A 16,854-nucleotide genomic window follows, 5' to 3' on the forward strand; every position below is an offset into this window, starting at 1 on the left:
TTGCGTTCTAGCGGGTTGATACGGCACGCGCCAAGGAAAGGTTTCACCGGGCCCGCCGCCGGGGAAATGGGGTTGGAGGGCCACGCGAAATTGGCTACTAGTCTTGCGCAACTTGTTCGCGTTCGGGGACTGGAAATGACCTATTGCTGCGGAATCCTGGTTCGGGAAGGCCTGGTCATGATCGCCGACACCCGGACCAATGCGGGTCTGGACAACGTCTCGACCTTCCGCAAGCTGCACATCTTCTCCAAACCCGGCGAGCGCATCATGGCGATTGCGAGCGCCGGCAATCTTGCGATCAGCCAGTCGGTGCTGTCGACGCTCACCGAGGGCCTCGAGGACCCCGACACGGGCGACATCGAGACGCTGATGAACTCGCCGACCATGTTCCAGGCGGCGCAGCGCATCGGCCGCGCCATCCGCGCCGTGCATTCCACCGAGGCGGCGGCACTGAAGGCCGAGGACATCAATTTCGACGTGTCGTTCCTGTTCGGCGGCCAGATCAAGGGCTCGCGGATGCGGCTGTTCATGGTCTATCCGGCCGGCAACTTCATCGAATGCACCACCGACACGCCTTACCTTCAGATCGGCGAGCACAAATACGGCAAGCCGGTGCTCGACCGCGCCATGCATTACGACATCGAGCTCTATGAGGCGCTGAAGACCAGCCTGATCTCGATGGACTCGACGATGCGCTCCAATCTCGGCGTGGGCCTGCCGATCGACGTGCTGGTGGTGCGGACCGACGCGTGCGATGCCGACCTCAACCATCGCATCGAGGCCGGCGAGCCCTATTTCCACGACCTGCGCTCGCGCTGGTCGGCGGCCTTACGCGCCGCGCATCAGAACATTCCGCGGCCGCCCTACAAGAACGACAAAGAACCCAAAACCTGACACAGAAGAAAAGGCAGGAAACGATGAGTGAAGCGAAAAAGATCGCAGTGGTGACCGGCGCTGGCACCGGTGTCGGACGCGCAGCCGCACTGGCGCTGATGGACGCCGGCTTCACCGTAGTGCTGGCCGGCCGCCGGCTCGACAAGCTCGAGGAGACCGCAAAGCTTGGACCTGCCGGCAAGAGCCTCTGCGTCTCCGCCGACATGACCAACCCCGGGTCGATCGCCGCGCTGTTCGCGAAAGTCTCTGAGACCTATGGGCGTCTCGATGTGCTCTTCAACAATGCCGGCATGGGTGCGCCTCCGGTGAACTTCGAGGATCTCAGCCTCGAGCAGTGGCAGGCGGTGGTGAACACCAACCTCACAGGCCCGTTCCTCTGCACCCAGCACGCCTTCCGCATCATGAAGGACCAGAGCCCGCGCGGCGGCCGCATCATCAACAACGGCTCGATCTCCGCGCACGCGCCGCGGCCGTTCTCGGCCGCCTACACCTCGACCAAGCACGCGATCACGGGCCTCACCAGGGCGAGCAACCTCGACGGCCGCGCCTATGACATCGCCGTCGGCCAGGTCGACATCGGCAATGCCGCGACCCCGATGACCGACCGTATGGTCGCCGGCCCCGGCGTGATGCAACCGGATGGCACGATGAAGCACGAGCCGCGCATGGACGCGAAAGCGGTCGGCGATGCCGTCGCCTACATGGCCGGCCTGCCGCTCGACGCCAACGTGCTGTTCATGACCGTCATGGCGACCAAGATGCCGTTCGTGGGACGCGGCTAACTCTCTCCTCTCGCTCTCCCCGCTTGCGGGGAGAGCGTCGCCCCTGCGCTCAAAAAAAACGAAAAACAACCCCATGCAAAGGAGGCGCAGCGGCGGGCAGCGGTATTAATCTACTCCAGCCGCTCCACCCTCCGCAGGCTCGGGAACAGCTTCATCCATAACAGCGCCACCGCGATGGTGCCGATGCCGCCGAGCACGGCCGCCGGCATCGCGCCGAACAGCGCGGCGGTGAGCCCGCTCTCGAACTGGCCGAGCTGGTTCGAGGCGTTGATGAAGAGGAAATTGACCGCGCCGACGCGGCCGCGCATCTCGTCGGGCGTTGCGAGCTGCACCAGCGAGAAACGGATCACGACGCTGATCGTATCGGCCGCGCCCAACACCGCGAGCGCGAGCACCGACAGCCACATCCACTGCGACAGCGCGAACACCACGGTGGCGGCGCCGAACACGATCACCGCCTGAAACATCCTGATGCCCACATGGCGCGAGATGGCGTGTCGCGCCAGCACCATGGTCATCAAGAGCGCGCCGACCGCAGGCGCGGCGCGCAGGATGCCGAGACCCAGAGGGCCGGCCTGGAGGACATCGCGGGCATAGATCGGCAACAGCGCGGTGACGCCGCCGAACAGCACCGCGAACAGATCCAGCGAGATGGTGCCGAGGATCGCCGGATTGGCGCGGATGAAGCGCACGCCGGCAAAGATGTCGTCATCCGCCGCATCCTTGGGCGTGGCCTGCGGGCCGGGCTGGATGAAGCCGGTCAGGATCATGCCGAGAATCCAGAACAGCACCATCACGGCATAGGCGAAATGCGGCGCGACCGCATAGGCAAAGCCGCCGAGCGCCGGCCCGGTGATGGTCGCAACCTGCCCGGCGCCGCTCGCGACCGCGGTCGCGCGCTGGAGCGAGCCCTGCGGCGCGACCAACGGCAGCAGCGCCGCGGTGGTCGGGCTTTCGAAGGCGCCGGCGATGCCGAGCGCGAAGGTCGCGACGAAGATCTGCACCTCGCCGATCGCGCCGAGATAGGTGCTCGCGGCGAGATAGAGCGCGGTCGCGGCTTCCGCGAGCTGGCAGAGCTGGACGACGCGCTTGCGCTCAAAGCGGTCGGCGGCGTGGCCGGCGACGAACACCAGAAGCGCCGTGGGGAGGAACTGCACCAGCCCGACCATGCCCAGCGCGAAGGCCGAACCCGTGAGATCGTAGATCTGCCAGCCGATCGCGACCGCCGCGATCTGGCTGGAAAAGCGCGACAGGCTGCGCGAGAGCAGGAAGAACAGGAATGGCTTGAATTTGAGGAGTTCGCCGGCGCTGACCGGCGGGTTCGCGGACATTGGCTGCTCTTGAGCGAGGCCCGAAGGCGCCCCGCGCATCTGGTGTTGACGTTGACGCGTGACTGAGGCCGGAGGTCTTGTCAACAAGCGGGCGGCCTCCGCCCGCCCCGGCATTGCCTTTGCAACGGCCCGGCTGCCATAATCATTGCGGGATTGGGGACATCATGCTGCGACTGCAATCGGCACTCGGCATTTTCGCATTGCTGTTGATCGCCTGGGCGCTGGCGGAGAACCGTCGCGCGGTCTCGCTGCGCCAGGCGGGAATCGGCCTCGTCGTCACCTTCCTCACCGCGATCGTCCTGCTCAAGCTGCCGTTCGTCGCGCATGCCTTCGGCGTCATCAACGACGCGGTCGGCGCGATCTCGGCGGCCTCGCGCGCCGGCACGTCGTTCGTGTTCGGCTATGTCGGCGGCGGCCCCCTGCCGTTCGACCTCAAGGCACCCGGCGCCGACTTCATACTCGCCTTCCAGGCGCTGCCGATCGTGCTCGTGATGAGCGTGCTGACGACGCTGCTGTTCTATTGGCGCGTGCTGCCGCCGATCGTGCGTGGCATGGCGTGGCTGCTCGAGCGCACGTTAGGGGTCGGCGGCGCGGTCGGGCTGTCGACCGCGGCGAACATCTTTCTCGGCATGGTGGAAGCGCCGCTGTTCGTGCGGCCCTATCTGGCGCAGATGACGCGCAGCGAATTGTTTCTGGTGATGACCGGCGGCATGGCCGGCATCGCCGGCACCGTGCTGGTGCTCTATGCGACGCTGCTTGCGCCGCTGATCCCCGACGCAGCAGCGCATTTCGTCATCGCCTCCGTGCTCGGCGCGCCGGGGGCGATCCTGATCAGCCTGATCATGGTGCCGGAGACCGGCGAGCGGCTCACCGGCGGTTCGCTGGAAGACCCCGACATGCACGCCTCCGGCACGATGGATGCGATCGTCAAGGGTACCTCCGCAGGGCTCGAGCTGTTGCTCAACATCGTCGCCATGCTGCTCGTGCTGGTGGCGCTGGTCTATCTCGTCAATGCCGTGCTCGGGCTGTTGCCGAACATCGGCGGCGCTGCGATCTCGCTGCAACGATTGCTGGGGCTCGTGATGGCGCCGGTGTGCTGGCTGATGGGGCTGCCGTGGGATCAGGCCGTCACGGCGGGCAGCCTGATGGGCACCAAGACCGTGCTCAACGAGCTGATCGCCTATGTCGATCTGTCGAAACTTGCCCCCGACGCGCTTGACGCGCGCTCGCGCCTGATCATGCTCTATGCGATGTGCGGCTTCGCCAATTTCGCGAGCCTCGGCATCATGATCGGCGGCCTCGGCGTGATGGCGCCTGAGCGGCGCGAGGAGATCAACGCGCTCGGGCTGAAATCAATCGTGTCGGGCACGCTGACGACGTGTTTGATGGGCGCGATCGTGGGGGTGTTGAATTAGACTCCCTCCACCTGTCATTCCGGGGCTCGCGCTGCGCGCGCCCCGGAATGACAGTGGAGAAGGCGTGTGGCGCCGCAGAATGATGGCGCGATTGCTTACGCCTTGATCTCCACCGTCTTGAACTCGGCCGGCAGGATGATCTCCAGCAATTCGACGTCGTCGGAATAGTCGAGGATCATGTGCTTGATCTTCGGCGGCTGAGTCCAGGCGCTGCCCACTTTCATCAGCGTCTCGCCCTGGCCGTCCATGTAGGTCTTCACCCAGCCCTTGAGCACATAGACCATCTGGAATTCGACGTCGTGATAGTGGAGCTTCGACACCTCGGCCGGATTGCACGGCGGCAGCAGGCGGATGACATGGGCTTGTGCGAGACCACTCGTTGCCGCAGCGATGCCGAGATCGCGATACTGCGCGTAGGCACGCAGGCCGTCGGCTTTGAAATCCTCTTCGCGATGATGGCTGACGGCGATGCTCTGCTTGGGCCGGGTGCGTGTTTTGGCAGGAGTCTTGACAGCAGTCTTGGCAGGAATCTTGGCAGGAATCTTGGCACGCGTCGTGCGAGCTTTCGCCTTCACTGCCTTGCGGGCTGAAGACCGCGTGGCAACCTTGTTGCCGTGCCACTTTTTCTTCACCGCAGATTGCGCCGCGTTGCGCGATGTCACCTTCCGCTTGGGCATGATGTGCCTCCCGTTCTTGTTCTGGAGAGGAAGGCTAGCACAGAATTGGAAATCGTAGGGTGGGTTAGCCGAAGGCCTAACCCACCGCTTTGATTTCCGCATGTCGAGCAAGGTGGTGGGTTACGCTTCGCTAATCCACCCTACGAAGCGCGCAAGCCTCAGTGCAACCTGAACACGCCGTCGACCGCGCGAAGCTCGGCGGGCTTGATCAACTTGGAGTGCGCCACCGTCACCGAATAGAGCGGACCGTCGAGCTTCTCCTCCCAGAAGGCAAGGAAATCCGTCAGCGCCGGGAATTTCGGAAACAGATCGTAGTTCTGCCAGATGTAGGTCTGAAGCAGCGAGGGATGATCCGGCATCCGATAAAGGATCTGCGCCGTCGTCAGCCCGTAACCCAGCAACTGTTTCCGGAAGTCGTCGGAAACACCCCCAACCCGCAAGCCCATGCCAGCCTCCTTTGCAGGAGCGCATATTCAAGGGGTGGCTTACTCGGACTGCCTAAAGAGCCACCCGGTCGAGATGCGCTCACATGAGAGAAATGTGACGCACACTGCCACCCCATCTCAAGCCCAAAAGTTTAACAAGTTGTTGAAATTCAATGCTTTAGCAGCAGTTCGGGGCGGCTGCTAATAGCCGGGCGAGGCCGGGTTAACGATGGTAAATGATTTTGGCAGACAGGGCTTCTGAGTGCTGATTTTTCTGCTAGAAGCCCTTGCTCCCGTAAAAAACCTGTCCTATCTCAGCTCGGCCCGCGCTAGCACTCGCGGGTATCGATTGCTAACAACCCAAAAATCTCCATCTCGTGCAAATGCTTAGGAGGACTGCATGAAATTCCGTCCGCTTCACGACCGCGTCGTGGTCAAGCGCATCGACGCAGAAGAGAAGACCGCTGGCGGCATCATCATTCCGGATACGGCCAAGGAAAAGCCCTCCCAGGGCGAAGTGATCGCCGTTGGCCCCGGCGGCCGCGACGAGAGCGGCAAGCTGATCCCGATCGACGTCCAGGTCGGCGACCGCGTGCTGTTCGGCAAGTGGTCGGGCACCGAGGTCAAGATCGACGGCCAGGACCTGTTGATCATGAAGGAAAGCGACATCATGGGCGTGCTCGAAGCTCCCGCTTCGAAGAAGAAGGCCGCCTAAGTCAACCGCTCGCACCGCTCACCCCTGAGGAGCGCCTGCCGGGCGCCTCGCCAAGGGTGAGATGAGACCAAGACAACTCAGGGAAACCAATATGTCAGCCAAAGAAGTGAAATTCGGCGTCGACGCTCGTGACCGCATGCTGCGCGGCGTCGAGATCCTCTCCAACGCCGTGAAGGTCACGCTCGGTCCGAAGGGCCGCAACGTCGTCCTCGACAAGTCGTTCGGCGCTCCCCGCATCACCAAGGACGGCGTCACTGTCGCCAAGGAGATCGAGCTCGACGACAAGTTCGAGAACATGGGCGCCCAGATGGTGCGCGAAGTCGCCTCCAAGTCCGCTGATGCGGCCGGCGACGGCACCACCACCGCGACCGTGCTCGCGGCCGCGATCGTCCGTGAAGGCGCCAAGGCGGTTGCCGCCGGCATGAACCCGATGGACCTCAAGCGCGGTATCGACCTCGCCGTCGACGCCGTCGTCGCGGACCTCGTCAAGAACTCCAAGAAGGTCACCTCGAACGAGGAGATCGCCCAGGTCGGCACCATCTCGGCCAATGGCGACGCCGAGATCGGCAAGTTCCTCTCGGACGCCATGAAGAAGGTCGGCAACGAGGGTGTCATCACCGTCGAGGAAGCCAAGTCGCTCGAAACCGAGCTCGACGTCGTCGAGGGTATGCAGTTCGACCGCGGCTACATCTCGCCCTACTTCGTCACCAACGCCGACAAGATGCGCGTCGAGATGGACGACGCCTACATCCTCATCAACGAGAAGAAGCTCTCCTCGCTGAACGAGCTGCTTCCGCTGCTCGAGGCCGTGGTGCAGACCGGCAAGCCGCTGGTCATCGTCGCCGAGGACGTCGAAGGTGAAGCGCTCGCGACCCTCGTCGTGAACCGTCTGCGCGGCGGCCTGAAGGTCGCGGCCGTGAAGGCTCCGGGCTTCGGCGATCGCCGCAAGGCCATGCTCCAGGACATCGCGATCCTGACCGGCGGCCAGGCGATCTCGGAAGATCTCGGCATCAAGCTCGAGAACGTCAACCTCTCGATGCTCGGCCGCGCCAAGAAGGTGATGATCGACAAGGAGAACACCACGATCGTCAACGGCGCCGGCAAGAAGGCCGACATCGAGGCGCGCGTGGCGCAGATCAAGGCGCAGATCGAGGAGACCACCTCGGACTACGATCGTGAGAAGCTGCAGGAGCGTCTCGCCAAGCTCGCGGGCGGCGTCGCGGTGATCCGCGTCGGCGGCGCGACCGAGGTCGAGGTGAAGGAGCGCAAGGATCGCGTTGATGACGCGATGCACGCGACCCGCGCGGCCGTCGAGGAAGGCATCGTTCCGGGTGGCGGCGTCGCCCTGCTCCGTGCTTCCGAGCAGCTCAAGGGCATCCGCACCAAGAACGACGACCAGAAGACCGGCGTCGAGATCGTGCGCAAGGCGCTGTCCTGGCCGGCTCGCCAGATCGCGATCAACGCCGGTGAAGACGGCTCGGTGATCGTCGGCAAGATCCTCGAGAAGGATCAGTACGCCTACGGCTTCGACTCGCAGACCGGCGAGTACGGCAACCTCGTCACCAAGGGCATCATCGACCCGACCAAGGTCGTGCGCACCGCGATCCAGAACGCCTCCTCCGTGGCGGCGCTGCTCATCACCACCGAGGCCATGGTCGCCGAGCTGCCGAAGAAGGCCGCTGCCGGCCCCGCCATGCCCCCGGGCGGCGGCATGGGCGGCATGGACTTCTGATCCGACGAAGTCGTCCCGGACGCAGTGCAGCGCGAAGCGGTGCACCGCAGATCCGGGACCTCGCTCAACAAATGCGAAACCCCGGCAGCGATGCCGGGGTTTTTGTTTGAGGACCAGCTCTCTCCCCTCGTCATTCCGGGGCGCGCAAAGCGCGAGCCCGGAATGACGATCGGAAAGATCCAGCGCCCCCTCACCTCACCGCCTTCCAGAACCGCTCCATGCGCGGGTCGCCGTCCTCGGTCATCGACCAGAAGATGCGGCTGACGCGGCCGACGAGATGGTCCATCGGGACGTAGCCGATCGAGGTCATCACGCGGCTGTCGGTCGAGTTGTCCCTGTTGTCGCCGAGCACGAAGACGTGGCCGGCCGGCACGGTATAGACGAGCGTGTTGTCGTAATAGCCGTTGTCGATGCAGTCATAGGTCTCGTAGCTGACGCCGTTCGGCAGCGCCTCGCGCCAGCGCTTCACTCTCGCGCCGGGATCGAGGCCGCAGACGGCGGCGTTGAGGGAATCCTTCAGCCGCTCGCGCGCGACCGGGCGGTCGTTGATGACGAGTTCGCCCTGCTGCATCTGGATGCGGTCGCCGGGCAGCCCCACCACGCGCTTGATGTAGTCGACGCTCGCATCCTTCCCTGCGCGAAACACCACGATGTCGCCCCGAGCGGGATCGGATGCAAGGATGCGTCCCGAGAACAAGGGCAGCGCATAGGGAAAGGAGTAGCGGTCATAGCCATAGGCATATTTGCTGGCGAGGACGTAATCGCCGACGATCAGCGTCGGCGTCATCGAGCCGGAGGGGATGCTGAACGGCTGGAACAGGAGGAAGCGAAACACAAACGGCGGCGACCACAGGACCGGGATCAGCAGGATCAGGATCAGAACCGCCTTCCACTCACTGGATCGCGGCTTCGGCCGAACGGATTCTTGAAGAGTGGTCATTCCCCCGCCTTGCCCAAGACTTGCCCAAGAACTGTCTTGCCATCGAGATTACCGTGCACCGTGACGTGTGCAATGCTCGCCACAACTTTGTCGGCGCGCGCCCGGGCTGCGTTCAATGCGCTCTGCCGACACCAATCTCAGGCGACTGTGATCGGCTTCACAGAGGCGGCATTGATGTCGGCTCCGCATGCGCTAAGCTGACCGAATATTTTGACACTTCTCCGGAGGGCATTCATGGGTGCTCTTTGCAGGATCTACCTCGTCCTTCTCGCCTGCTGGCTTGGCCTCGGGCTTGGCCTTGGTCCGGCGTGGGCGGAAACGCGGGTCGCGCTGGTGATCGGCAACGGCGCGTACGTCAACACGGCGCAGCTCACCAATCCGTCGCACGATGCGGAAGACGTTGCGACCGCGCTCACCCGCAGCGGTTTCGAGGTCATCAAAGGCATCGACCTGCGCCAGGCCGACATGCAGGATCTGTCCATCCGCTTTGCGCGTGCCGCAGGCAGGGCCGACGTCGCCATGTTCTACTACAGCGGACATGCGATGCAGTACAACGGCGTCAACTATCTGATGCCGGTCGACGCCGTGCTCACCGACGAAGCCGATCTCAAGCGCTTCGTGCGCGTCGATGACATCTTGAACGATCTGCAACAGGCCAAGAATTTGCGCATCCTCGTGCTCGATTCCTGCCGCGACAATCCGCTGGCCGAGACCTTGAAGCGTTCCGCCGGCCTGTCCCGTGGCGCCTCGATCGGGCGCGGGCTCTCGAAAGTCGAAGCGCCGCTCGGCACGATCGTGTCGTTCTCGACCCAATCAGGACAAACGGCCGCCGATGGGAGCGGCCGCAACAGCCCCTATACGAGTGCGTTCCTCAAGCATATCGAGCAGCAGAGCGAGATCGGTGATGTCTTTCGCGACATCAGCAGCGATGTCTACGAAACCAGCGGCAAGACGCAGCTCCCGGAGCTCTCGCTGTCGATCATCGGAAAGTTCTATCTGAACGGACCGGTATCGGTGACGGTTGCTCCAGCAGCTTCCGCACCGTCGCAACAGCACGATCCCTGCGATAGCGCCGAAGCGCATTGGAAGGCTGCCGATTCCGTCGGCAGCATTGACGCCTATCAGGACCACCTCACGCGCTTCCCCAACTGCGCATTCGCAGGCCTCGCCAAGGCCCGGCTCGAAAGCCTCAAGCAGAAAACGGCGCTCGCTCCCACGGCCGAGCCGCGACCCGGCGGAAGCAAGGAGTTCGACGGCAAGTGGGACGTGACCGTGAGCTGCACGAATGCCGGCAAGGCGCTCGGCTACAGCCGGACCCTGTCTGCAACGATCGCAAGCGGCGTGTTCCACGCCCAGGACCTCGAGCAGGGCAAGCCGAACTGGCTGACGATCGACGGGCAGATTCCGGCGGATGGCAAGACGACGCTGAGCGCCCGCGGCACGACGGGGCCAAGCGCGTATACCGTCAATGACGCCGCGCCCGGCTCGGCCTACGCCTATACGATCGACGCGCAATTCGAACGCAGCCGCGGCACCGGCAAGCGCAACGAGTTGCGGCCATGCAGCTTCACGTTCGTCAAGCGATAGCGAGCAGCTCGCCGATGTCACCGGACAAACGAAAGGCCGCCCGTGGGCGGCCTTTCTTGACGTCACGCGGTCTCAGGCGCCTTCAGGCGCACCAGACGGGTAAGCAGGGCATCGAGGCCCTCGCCGTCACCGGCGTGGAGGTCGATGCGGCCGACCTTCTCGACCAGCCGCTCCAGCGACTCCAGCTCCTTGAGCCGCAGCAGCAGGGGGTTCTCCTCCATCAGGCGGGCGGTGTTCAGAAGCGAGCGCGTCGCCGCGGTCTCTTCCTGCCGGCGGATCAGGTTCGCCTTCGCGACCCGCTCCGCCTCCACCACCTTGTTCACCAGCTCCCGGATCTCGCCGGGCAGGATCACATCCTTGACGCCGAGCTCGGTGACCTCGACGCCTGATACCGCGACGCGTGCGCGCACATAGTCGCGCAGCTCCGCATCCAGCGCCACCTTCGCAGACAGCACCTCGTCCAGCGTGCGGCCGGCCACCGCCTCGCGGATCGCGAACTGCACCAGGCGGTACAGCCACGCATCCACGTCGGGCACGGTCGCGACCGTGCGCTCGGGATCGATCACCCGGCGGAACGCCGTCAGCGTCACCCGCAGCGCGATGCGATCCTTGGTCAGCATCTCCTGCGCGGTGATCTCGACCGCCTGGGGCCGCAGGTCGAGGCGCTTCACCTCGATCTTGCGGCCGACGGTCCAGAAGGCGTGCCGGCCGGGCGCGAGCCGCTCCACGAGCCGGCCCTCGACATAGAGCAGGCCCGCCTCGTGGTTCTCGACCACCGTCTCGCTCACGACGGCCGAGCGGTTGCGCTCGATCATGGTCAGGTGCCGCGTGTCGACACGGGGATCGCGCGACACATCGATGCGCTCGACATCGATGCGGGTTGCGAGCTTCCAGTAGACGCGCACCTGCCAGGGCGTCATCAGATGCACGGGCCGGCCATCGAGGCTGACGATGGCGATCTCGTCCGCCTTGGTCTCGACCGCCTCGAACAGCTCGGCGGCAAGATCAGGCCGCGCGGCCTTCAGCACCGCGTAGCGATCCGCGGGGAATTCGGCACGCACGACGTCGAACAGCTCGGCCTTGAGCTCGTGCAAGGGATCGAACAGCCGATGCTGGCCGGGCGCGAGCACGCGCGCGAGCTGCCCGTTGCGCGTCAGCAACGCCCGCTCGCCATCCTTGACCGTCACGTTCAGCATCAGCAAATGCCAGGTCTTTTCAGAAGTCATGGCACGCCTCCTTCGTTTGCGCCCGGCCGGATGCCGGACGACAGGTTTTGTGTGCAAAGGACGTGAGGACGCGGACGACGCTTCCCGAGAAATCGGCGGGCCGCGGTTTGAGCTTGCGCGATGACGGGCGCACGCGCGCGATCACGCGACAGAAGTCGCGCGGTCGAGCGGAGCTGCCCGGCATCAACGCAAGCGGTATCCACCGCGGCGCGAAGCCGGTCTCACAGTGTCTTTAGTTCGGACGGAAAGCCTTGCGGCAAAACGGCCGGACTGCGACTGAAGCGCGCGTCCGGTCCTCGTCAGAGGTGTCAGTTTTTCAGGCTGACCCGTAGCGCTGGAGCGGGATTCGAACCCGCGTCACGATGATTAAACGTCATCTGCTCTACCACTGAGCTATCCTTTGGTTGGTACAAGAAATCGGAATCGAACCGATGCCTTCGGATTTTACCCCGACGCTCTCCATGAGCTACATCCTGCGTCTTCGTTCGGCGGAACACGAAACCGGAAACCGGCCCGCGCCAGCCGGGATCTCGGAGAGCCCGGACACATGGCCTAGCGAAGGAGCGCGCTAATAGACGAAGCATGCTCGGGTTGCAAGAGGGTGGCGCAAGCTTTTTTCGTCGCGCCCCTGGCGCTGTGACGCGATGAGCACAACGCGACATCGCATCACTCTCGCGACATGTCCTGGAAACACGCCCTCACCCAGTCGATCGTCACGCGCGTTGCGGCGTCGCGCTTGAGGTGGTTTTGCACGAGCAGCCAGGCGTCACGCCGCTTCGGCAGCAGTGTGGCGCGCAGGCGGCGATCGCCGAGCAGATCGGCGCAACTGTACTCCGGCAACACGCCGGCGGCCTGATGTGCGCGGATCAGGTTACGGATGACGCGAACGTTGTCGGTGACGCAGCGCGCGCGGGCTTTCTTGGTGCGCAGGAATTGCATCTCGGGAATGGCACCGAGTTCGTCCGGATAGGCGCACAGCACCGGCTCGCCCTCGGTCGTAACAGGCTCGAAATAATAGATGCGGATGTCGCCGAGCCTGGAGATCGCGAAGTCGCCCTTGTCGGGCTTGCGCAGGCGGATGGCGAGATCGGCCTCCCAGCGCGAGAACTTGACGTTCTCGCTCGAGGTGAGGAATTGCAGTGTCAGGCCGGGATTGGCGCGCAGGAAGCCGCTCGCGCGCGGCGACAGCACCTCCTCGGCAACCGTGTTGGTGGAGGCGATGCGCACGCGTCCCACCGGACCTTCCAGGCTCTCGCTGAGGCGGCCGATCTCGGCGGCATGTGCGGCCATTGCCTCGACATGCGCCAGCACCGCCTCGCAACTCCGCGTCGGCCTGCGAACGCCGTCGGCGGCCTCGAACAGACGCAAACCAAGCGCACGCTCGATGCGCGACAACCTGCGCCCGACCGTCGTCTCGTCGATGCGTAGCCGCGCGCTGGCGCCCGCGTAGGTGCCCTCGTCCCTGACGGCAGCGATGATGCGCAGATCGTCCCAGTTCATCGCTCGAGGTTATACCGGGCCGGGAGCAGCCTGCAATATCGCAGCCACCCGCTGCAATATCCCTGCATATCGGCAGGCATTCCCGGAGCTATGTTTGTCGCGCCTTTTGCCCCGGAGATTTCCAGACCATGACGACCGCAAAGACGCTGCTGCAGCTCGCCGGTGCCGATCTCAACCCACCGCGGCTCGGCGACGCCGCTCTGGTGCTGATCGACATCCAGAACGAATATCTCGCAGGTCCTCTCGCTTTGCCCGACGCCCGGCCCGCGATCGCGCGGGCGGCTGTGCTCCTGGCGCGGGCACGCGAGAGCGGAGCCGCGATCATCCATATCGCCCATCGCGGCAAGGCCGGCAGCCTGTTCGATCGCGGCACTGAGCGCGGCGCCATCGTCGCCGAGCTAAGCCCCCGTGCCGGAGAGCTGGTGATCGAGAAGGAGTTGCCGAATGCGTTTGCCGGCACCGATCTGCAAGCGCGCCTTGTCGCAACCGACAGGAAGAACATCGTACTGGCCGGCTTCATGACGCATATGTGCGTCAGCTCCACGGCGCGCGCCGCGCTCGACCTCGGCTTTCGCACGACGATCGACGCCGACGCCTGCGCCACGCGCGACCTGCCCGACGGCCTTGGCGGCACGCTGGACGCCCGGACCATCCACGAGGTTGCACTCGCCGAGCTATCCGACCGCTTCGCGATCATCGCGCGCGGCGATGCGCTGAAATAACGGAGCAACGCGATGCTGCAACTCTATTTCTCGCCGATGGCCTGCTCGCTTGCGAGCCGCATCGCACTGATGGAAGCAGACCTCGATGCGCGCTATCATCTGGTGCATCTCTTGACCAAGAAGGTCGTGGGCGACGACAGCGATTTTCGCGGCATTTCGTCGAAGGGCGCGGTGCCGGTCCTGGTGCTGGAAAACGGCGAGCGGCTGACGGAATGCGCGGCGGTGCTGCAATACATCGCCGACCTGAAGCCCGAGCTCGGCCTTGCGCCGCGGCCCGGCGATCCGGATCGCTATCGCCTGCAGGAGTGGCTCAGCTTCATCGGCGCCGAGATCCACAAGGCCTTCCTGTTTCCGACCTTCTGGTACAAGGACGACGGCTCGCTTGCGAAGCCACGCGCAAGAATCGAACAGACACTGTCGGTGCCATCAGCGCATCTCGCCGACCGCGAATTCCTCGTCGGTAACAGCTTCACCGTTGCGGATGCGCATCTCACCTGGGTCTTGCTGCTGCTCCGCCCCGCGGGCGTCGACATCGCGCAATGGCCGTCGCTGGTCAGCTATCTCGCCCGCATGCAATCGCGGCCCGCCGTCCGGGACGCGATTGCGACGGAAACGGCGCTGCGCAAGACGCTCGCAGCTTGAGCGCGCCTTACTCGACTCGCGCCAGCACGGCGAGCTTGCGGATGCCCTTGTTACGGTAGGCGTCGAGGAAGGCGGAGTAGTCGCGGAACGACACGCAGCCGTTGGAATCGCCGTTCGGTCCGAGCATGAAGGTGTGCGCGAGCAGGCCGTCGCGGCCATAGATCGCGCTCTCGCCGCCGATCGGCGTCAGCCGCAGCGCGGGCACGCCGTGGAACAGCGCCTCGCGCGGCTTGAGCATATAGATGTGCGGCGGCGTCACGCCGCGCATGCGGACGCGCTGGGAGCTCGGGTCGTCGAGATTGGAGCCGAGCCCGGAATGCGCCTCGAGCCTGGTGCCGTCGGGCAGATAGACCATCTTCGCGGTGATGTCGTAGACCGCGGTGTCGCGATCATAGGGCGGCGAACCGCCGAGCATCGGGTTCTGCTCCTTCGGCGCGATGCTCGCGGTCACGCTGGCATCGGCTGAAGCGTAAGCCAGCAGGCCGCCTGAGGGCTCGCGCTTGCCCCAGAGCTTCTCGACCATCGACTGCCGCGGCCCGGTGATCGCCATCACCGCCGCCTTCGCGCGATCGGCGAAAGACTTCGTGGGCTTGGCCTCAGGCACGCGCGCGGTCTCGGCCGGCTCGGCCGAGGCAACCTGCACCGGCGCATCCGCGCCGCGCCTGGCCTTCGCGGCGTCTGCGATCTTGGCGGGGCCTTGCGCCTTCGGCGCTTCCGCAACCTTCGAAGGCGCGGCGGGCTTCGCAGCGTCCTTGGCGTCCGCAACCTTGGTCGCGGGAATCTGAGGCGCCGCGCTCGCCGCGTTCGAGTCCACACTCTGCGGAGCTGCGGCGGCAAAACGCTCGTTGAACATTTCGCGGGTCATCGGCGTGACCACCTGCCCGCGATCGGGCAGCATCGCGAAGACTTCCTTCACCGCCTCGCCGGCCTCGCGCAGCGCGACCTTCGGTGCGCGCTTGATCACGGGCTCGTCGTAGCCGGTGGTGCCGACGGTCGGATAGACGCTCGCGCCGAGGATGTTGTTATGAACGGTCCAGCCGGCGCCCAGCACCAGGCAACCGATCGCGGCGGCGCCGACGATGGTCTGGGTGGTCACTTTCCGGGAAGACTTCCGAGAAGATTTTTTGGACTTCCGTGCCGCGTTACTCTGCGCAGCGATACTCGTACTCATTCGCCTTGCGTCCAGGACGGTGTCACTCAGTCCCCCTTCGAAGTGCCGCTGCTGGTCACGGTCCGAGAGCTGCATCTCGCAGAGGGTCGGAGCGTCATTAAGGCGACTTTTAGTTAAATGCGGATTAAGTTCGGGCCGATGTGAGGCAACGCGTTAACGCTGTCCCATTTCGGGAAAAATCGCGTAAAATTACGGACTTAGCCAAAACTGTTAACCATGTTTGACGGCGCCTCCAGCCGAGCCTCATGACGCATCCAACCACGGCCTTTTCGTGATCTTCGACGCAGCCGGATCATAACGACGAAGGGTTGCGCGAGGCTGGTGGACTCCGCTTCCGATGCGACACGAAAGCGCCGGCACATATCGATCACATCGCGCGCCGAACCTCACGCACGGCGGGCTGACCGAGAGTTGATCGCGCCTCATCTGGAAAAGAGCCCCGCGAGAAAATAGGTGCCGTCTCGGCACTTTTCGGCAGCCTCCGCGTGTGATACGGTACCGTATCAGCATCGCCTTGAAATGTGCCGAGCACGCCAATGGAGGCTGGCATGAGAAGGGTCGCACACGCCGGATTTTGGACTCTGGCGTCGTCGTTTGTGTTGATCGGACAGGCCGTCGCGCAGCCTGCCAGCGCGGGTTGCGCGTCATCGCCGTCGGCCGCCGGAACGCAGACCGCCAACACGCAGACTTGGCGCTGCGACAACGGCATCACGATCGTTGCGGAAAATGGCGCCAGATTTGAACTTAAGGACGCCAACCGCGACGGACATATCGACTCGATCGAGTTGAGCAGCAAGGCGCTGCTGGTCGAGGTTCCCAAGAAGCCCGGCGGCAATCCCTTCAAGGTGCTGACGCCGCAGGCGATCGCCGCAGTGCGCGGCACGAGATGGGCCGTCGATGCCGCCGACGGCAGCAAGACGTCCGTGTTCGTCGCCGAAGGACGTGTCGGCGTCAGCCGCAGGGCCCGCGGACGGGCCGTCCTGCTCGGACCGGGCGAAGGCGTCGACGTCGAGGCGACCGGCATGGCTGAGGTCAAGCGCTGGGGCCAGCCGCGCATCGACGCCTTGATGGCAAGGCTCGGACAGTAAAGGCTAA

The 16,854-nt window shown here is 64.6% G+C and carries 16 protein-coding genes and 2 tRNA genes; 9 read left to right on the plus strand and 9 right to left on the minus strand.

What is annotated here, in order from left to right:
* Window positions 1-135 precede the first annotated feature (135 nt).
* The gene (locus QQL28_RS33060; protein WP_284272315.1) at window positions 136-894 is read left to right on the plus strand and encodes a proteasome-type protease; all 759 of its coding nucleotides are present in this window, start codon (window positions 136-138) and stop codon (window positions 892-894) included.
* A 23-nt stretch (window positions 895-917) separates the two neighbouring features.
* Window positions 918-1,676 (plus strand): SDR family oxidoreductase, encoded by a 759-nt coding sequence (locus QQL28_RS33065; protein WP_284272317.1) that lies wholly within the window; start codon window positions 918-920, stop codon window positions 1,674-1,676.
* A gap of 110 nt (window positions 1,677-1,786) precedes the next feature.
* On the opposite strand, the gene QQL28_RS33070 is transcribed toward QQL28_RS33065, so the two are convergent.
* A complete protein-coding gene (locus QQL28_RS33070) occupies window positions 1,787-3,007 on the minus strand; it encodes an MFS transporter (protein WP_284272319.1) in 1,221 nt (406 codons plus the stop codon).
* Between the two features lie 164 nt (window positions 3,008-3,171).
* Here QQL28_RS33070 and QQL28_RS33075 point away from each other — a divergent pair, with 164 nt between their 5' ends.
* The gene (locus tag QQL28_RS33075) at window positions 3,172-4,422 is read left to right on the plus strand and encodes a NupC/NupG family nucleoside CNT transporter (protein WP_284272321.1); all 1,251 of its coding nucleotides are present in this window, start codon (window positions 3,172-3,174) and stop codon (window positions 4,420-4,422) included.
* A 95-nt stretch (window positions 4,423-4,517) separates the two neighbouring features.
* On the opposite strand, the gene QQL28_RS33080 is transcribed toward QQL28_RS33075, so the two are convergent.
* Both QQL28_RS33080 and QQL28_RS33085 read right to left on the minus strand, forming a co-directional pair.
* Entirely contained in the window at window positions 4,518-5,099 is a 582-nt protein-coding gene (locus tag QQL28_RS33080; RefSeq protein WP_284272323.1) for a cupin domain-containing protein, read from the minus strand.
* A gap of 158 nt (window positions 5,100-5,257) precedes the next feature.
* Window positions 5,258-5,545, minus strand: coding sequence for an usg protein (locus tag QQL28_RS33085; RefSeq protein ID WP_254105240.1), 288 nt, complete (start codon window positions 5,543-5,545; stop codon window positions 5,258-5,260).
* A gap of 379 nt (window positions 5,546-5,924) precedes the next feature.
* Here QQL28_RS33085 and groES point away from each other — a divergent pair, with 379 nt between their 5' ends.
* Together groES and groL are read left to right on the plus strand one after the other, a co-directional pair.
* Window positions 5,925-6,239, plus strand: a complete 315-nt coding sequence (groES, locus tag QQL28_RS33090) for a co-chaperone GroES (RefSeq protein ID WP_212407848.1) — start codon at window positions 5,925-5,927, stop codon at window positions 6,237-6,239.
* Between the two features lie 91 nt (window positions 6,240-6,330).
* Entirely contained in the window at window positions 6,331-7,971 is a 1,641-nt protein-coding gene (groL, locus tag QQL28_RS33095; RefSeq protein ID WP_284272332.1) for a chaperonin GroEL, read from the plus strand.
* Window positions 7,972-8,161: 190 nt separating this feature from the next.
* On the opposite strand, the gene lepB is transcribed toward groL, so the two are convergent.
* On the minus strand, window positions 8,162-8,911 hold the full coding sequence (lepB, locus tag QQL28_RS33100) for a signal peptidase I (RefSeq protein ID WP_284272333.1): 750 nt from the start codon (window positions 8,909-8,911) through the stop codon (window positions 8,162-8,164).
* A 234-nt stretch (window positions 8,912-9,145) separates the two neighbouring features.
* Here lepB and QQL28_RS33105 point away from each other — a divergent pair, with 234 nt between their 5' ends.
* The gene (locus QQL28_RS33105) at window positions 9,146-10,498 is read left to right on the plus strand and encodes a caspase family protein (protein WP_284272335.1); all 1,353 of its coding nucleotides are present in this window, start codon (window positions 9,146-9,148) and stop codon (window positions 10,496-10,498) included.
* A gap of 62 nt (window positions 10,499-10,560) precedes the next feature.
* Here the strand turns inward: QQL28_RS33105 and QQL28_RS33110 are convergent, their stop codons facing one another.
* From QQL28_RS33110 to QQL28_RS33125, 4 genes are all read right to left on the minus strand, one after another.
* On the minus strand, window positions 10,561-11,724 hold the full coding sequence (locus QQL28_RS33110; protein WP_284272337.1) for a slipin family protein: 1,164 nt from the start codon (window positions 11,722-11,724) through the stop codon (window positions 10,561-10,563).
* 332 nt (window positions 11,725-12,056) lie between these two features.
* Window positions 12,057-12,122: transfer RNA gene (locus QQL28_RS33115), tRNA-Lys, on the minus strand.
* Window positions 12,123-12,129: 7 nt separating this feature from the next.
* A tRNA-Leu gene (locus QQL28_RS33120) sits at window positions 12,130-12,201 on the minus strand.
* Between the two features lie 189 nt (window positions 12,202-12,390).
* Complete coding sequence (locus tag QQL28_RS33125) at window positions 12,391-13,224, minus strand: LysR family transcriptional regulator (protein WP_284272338.1); 834 nt, start codon at window positions 13,222-13,224, stop codon at window positions 12,391-12,393.
* Between the two features lie 128 nt (window positions 13,225-13,352).
* On the opposite strand from QQL28_RS33125, the gene QQL28_RS33130 reads away from it, so the two are divergent.
* Together QQL28_RS33130 and QQL28_RS33135 are read left to right on the plus strand one after the other, a co-directional pair.
* Window positions 13,353-13,946, plus strand: coding sequence for a cysteine hydrolase family protein (locus QQL28_RS33130; RefSeq protein WP_284272339.1), 594 nt, complete (start codon window positions 13,353-13,355; stop codon window positions 13,944-13,946).
* 12 nt (window positions 13,947-13,958) lie between these two features.
* On the plus strand, window positions 13,959-14,588 hold the full coding sequence (locus tag QQL28_RS33135) for a glutathione binding-like protein (protein WP_284272340.1): 630 nt from the start codon (window positions 13,959-13,961) through the stop codon (window positions 14,586-14,588).
* A 7-nt stretch (window positions 14,589-14,595) separates the two neighbouring features.
* Here QQL28_RS33135 and QQL28_RS33140 read toward each other — a convergent pair whose 3' ends face one another.
* Complete coding sequence (locus QQL28_RS33140) at window positions 14,596-15,684, minus strand: DUF2778 domain-containing protein (protein WP_284272341.1); 1,089 nt, start codon at window positions 15,682-15,684, stop codon at window positions 14,596-14,598.
* A gap of 623 nt (window positions 15,685-16,307) precedes the next feature.
* On the opposite strand from QQL28_RS33140, the gene QQL28_RS33145 reads away from it, so the two are divergent.
* A complete protein-coding gene (locus tag QQL28_RS33145) occupies window positions 16,308-16,847 on the plus strand; it encodes a FecR domain-containing protein (protein ID WP_284272343.1) in 540 nt (179 codons plus the stop codon).
* The last annotated feature ends 7 nt before the right edge of the window (window positions 16,848-16,854 follow it).

Source organism: Bradyrhizobium iriomotense (assembly GCF_030160715.1).
Classification (GTDB): Bacteria; Pseudomonadota; Alphaproteobacteria; order Rhizobiales; family Xanthobacteraceae; genus Bradyrhizobium; species Bradyrhizobium iriomotense.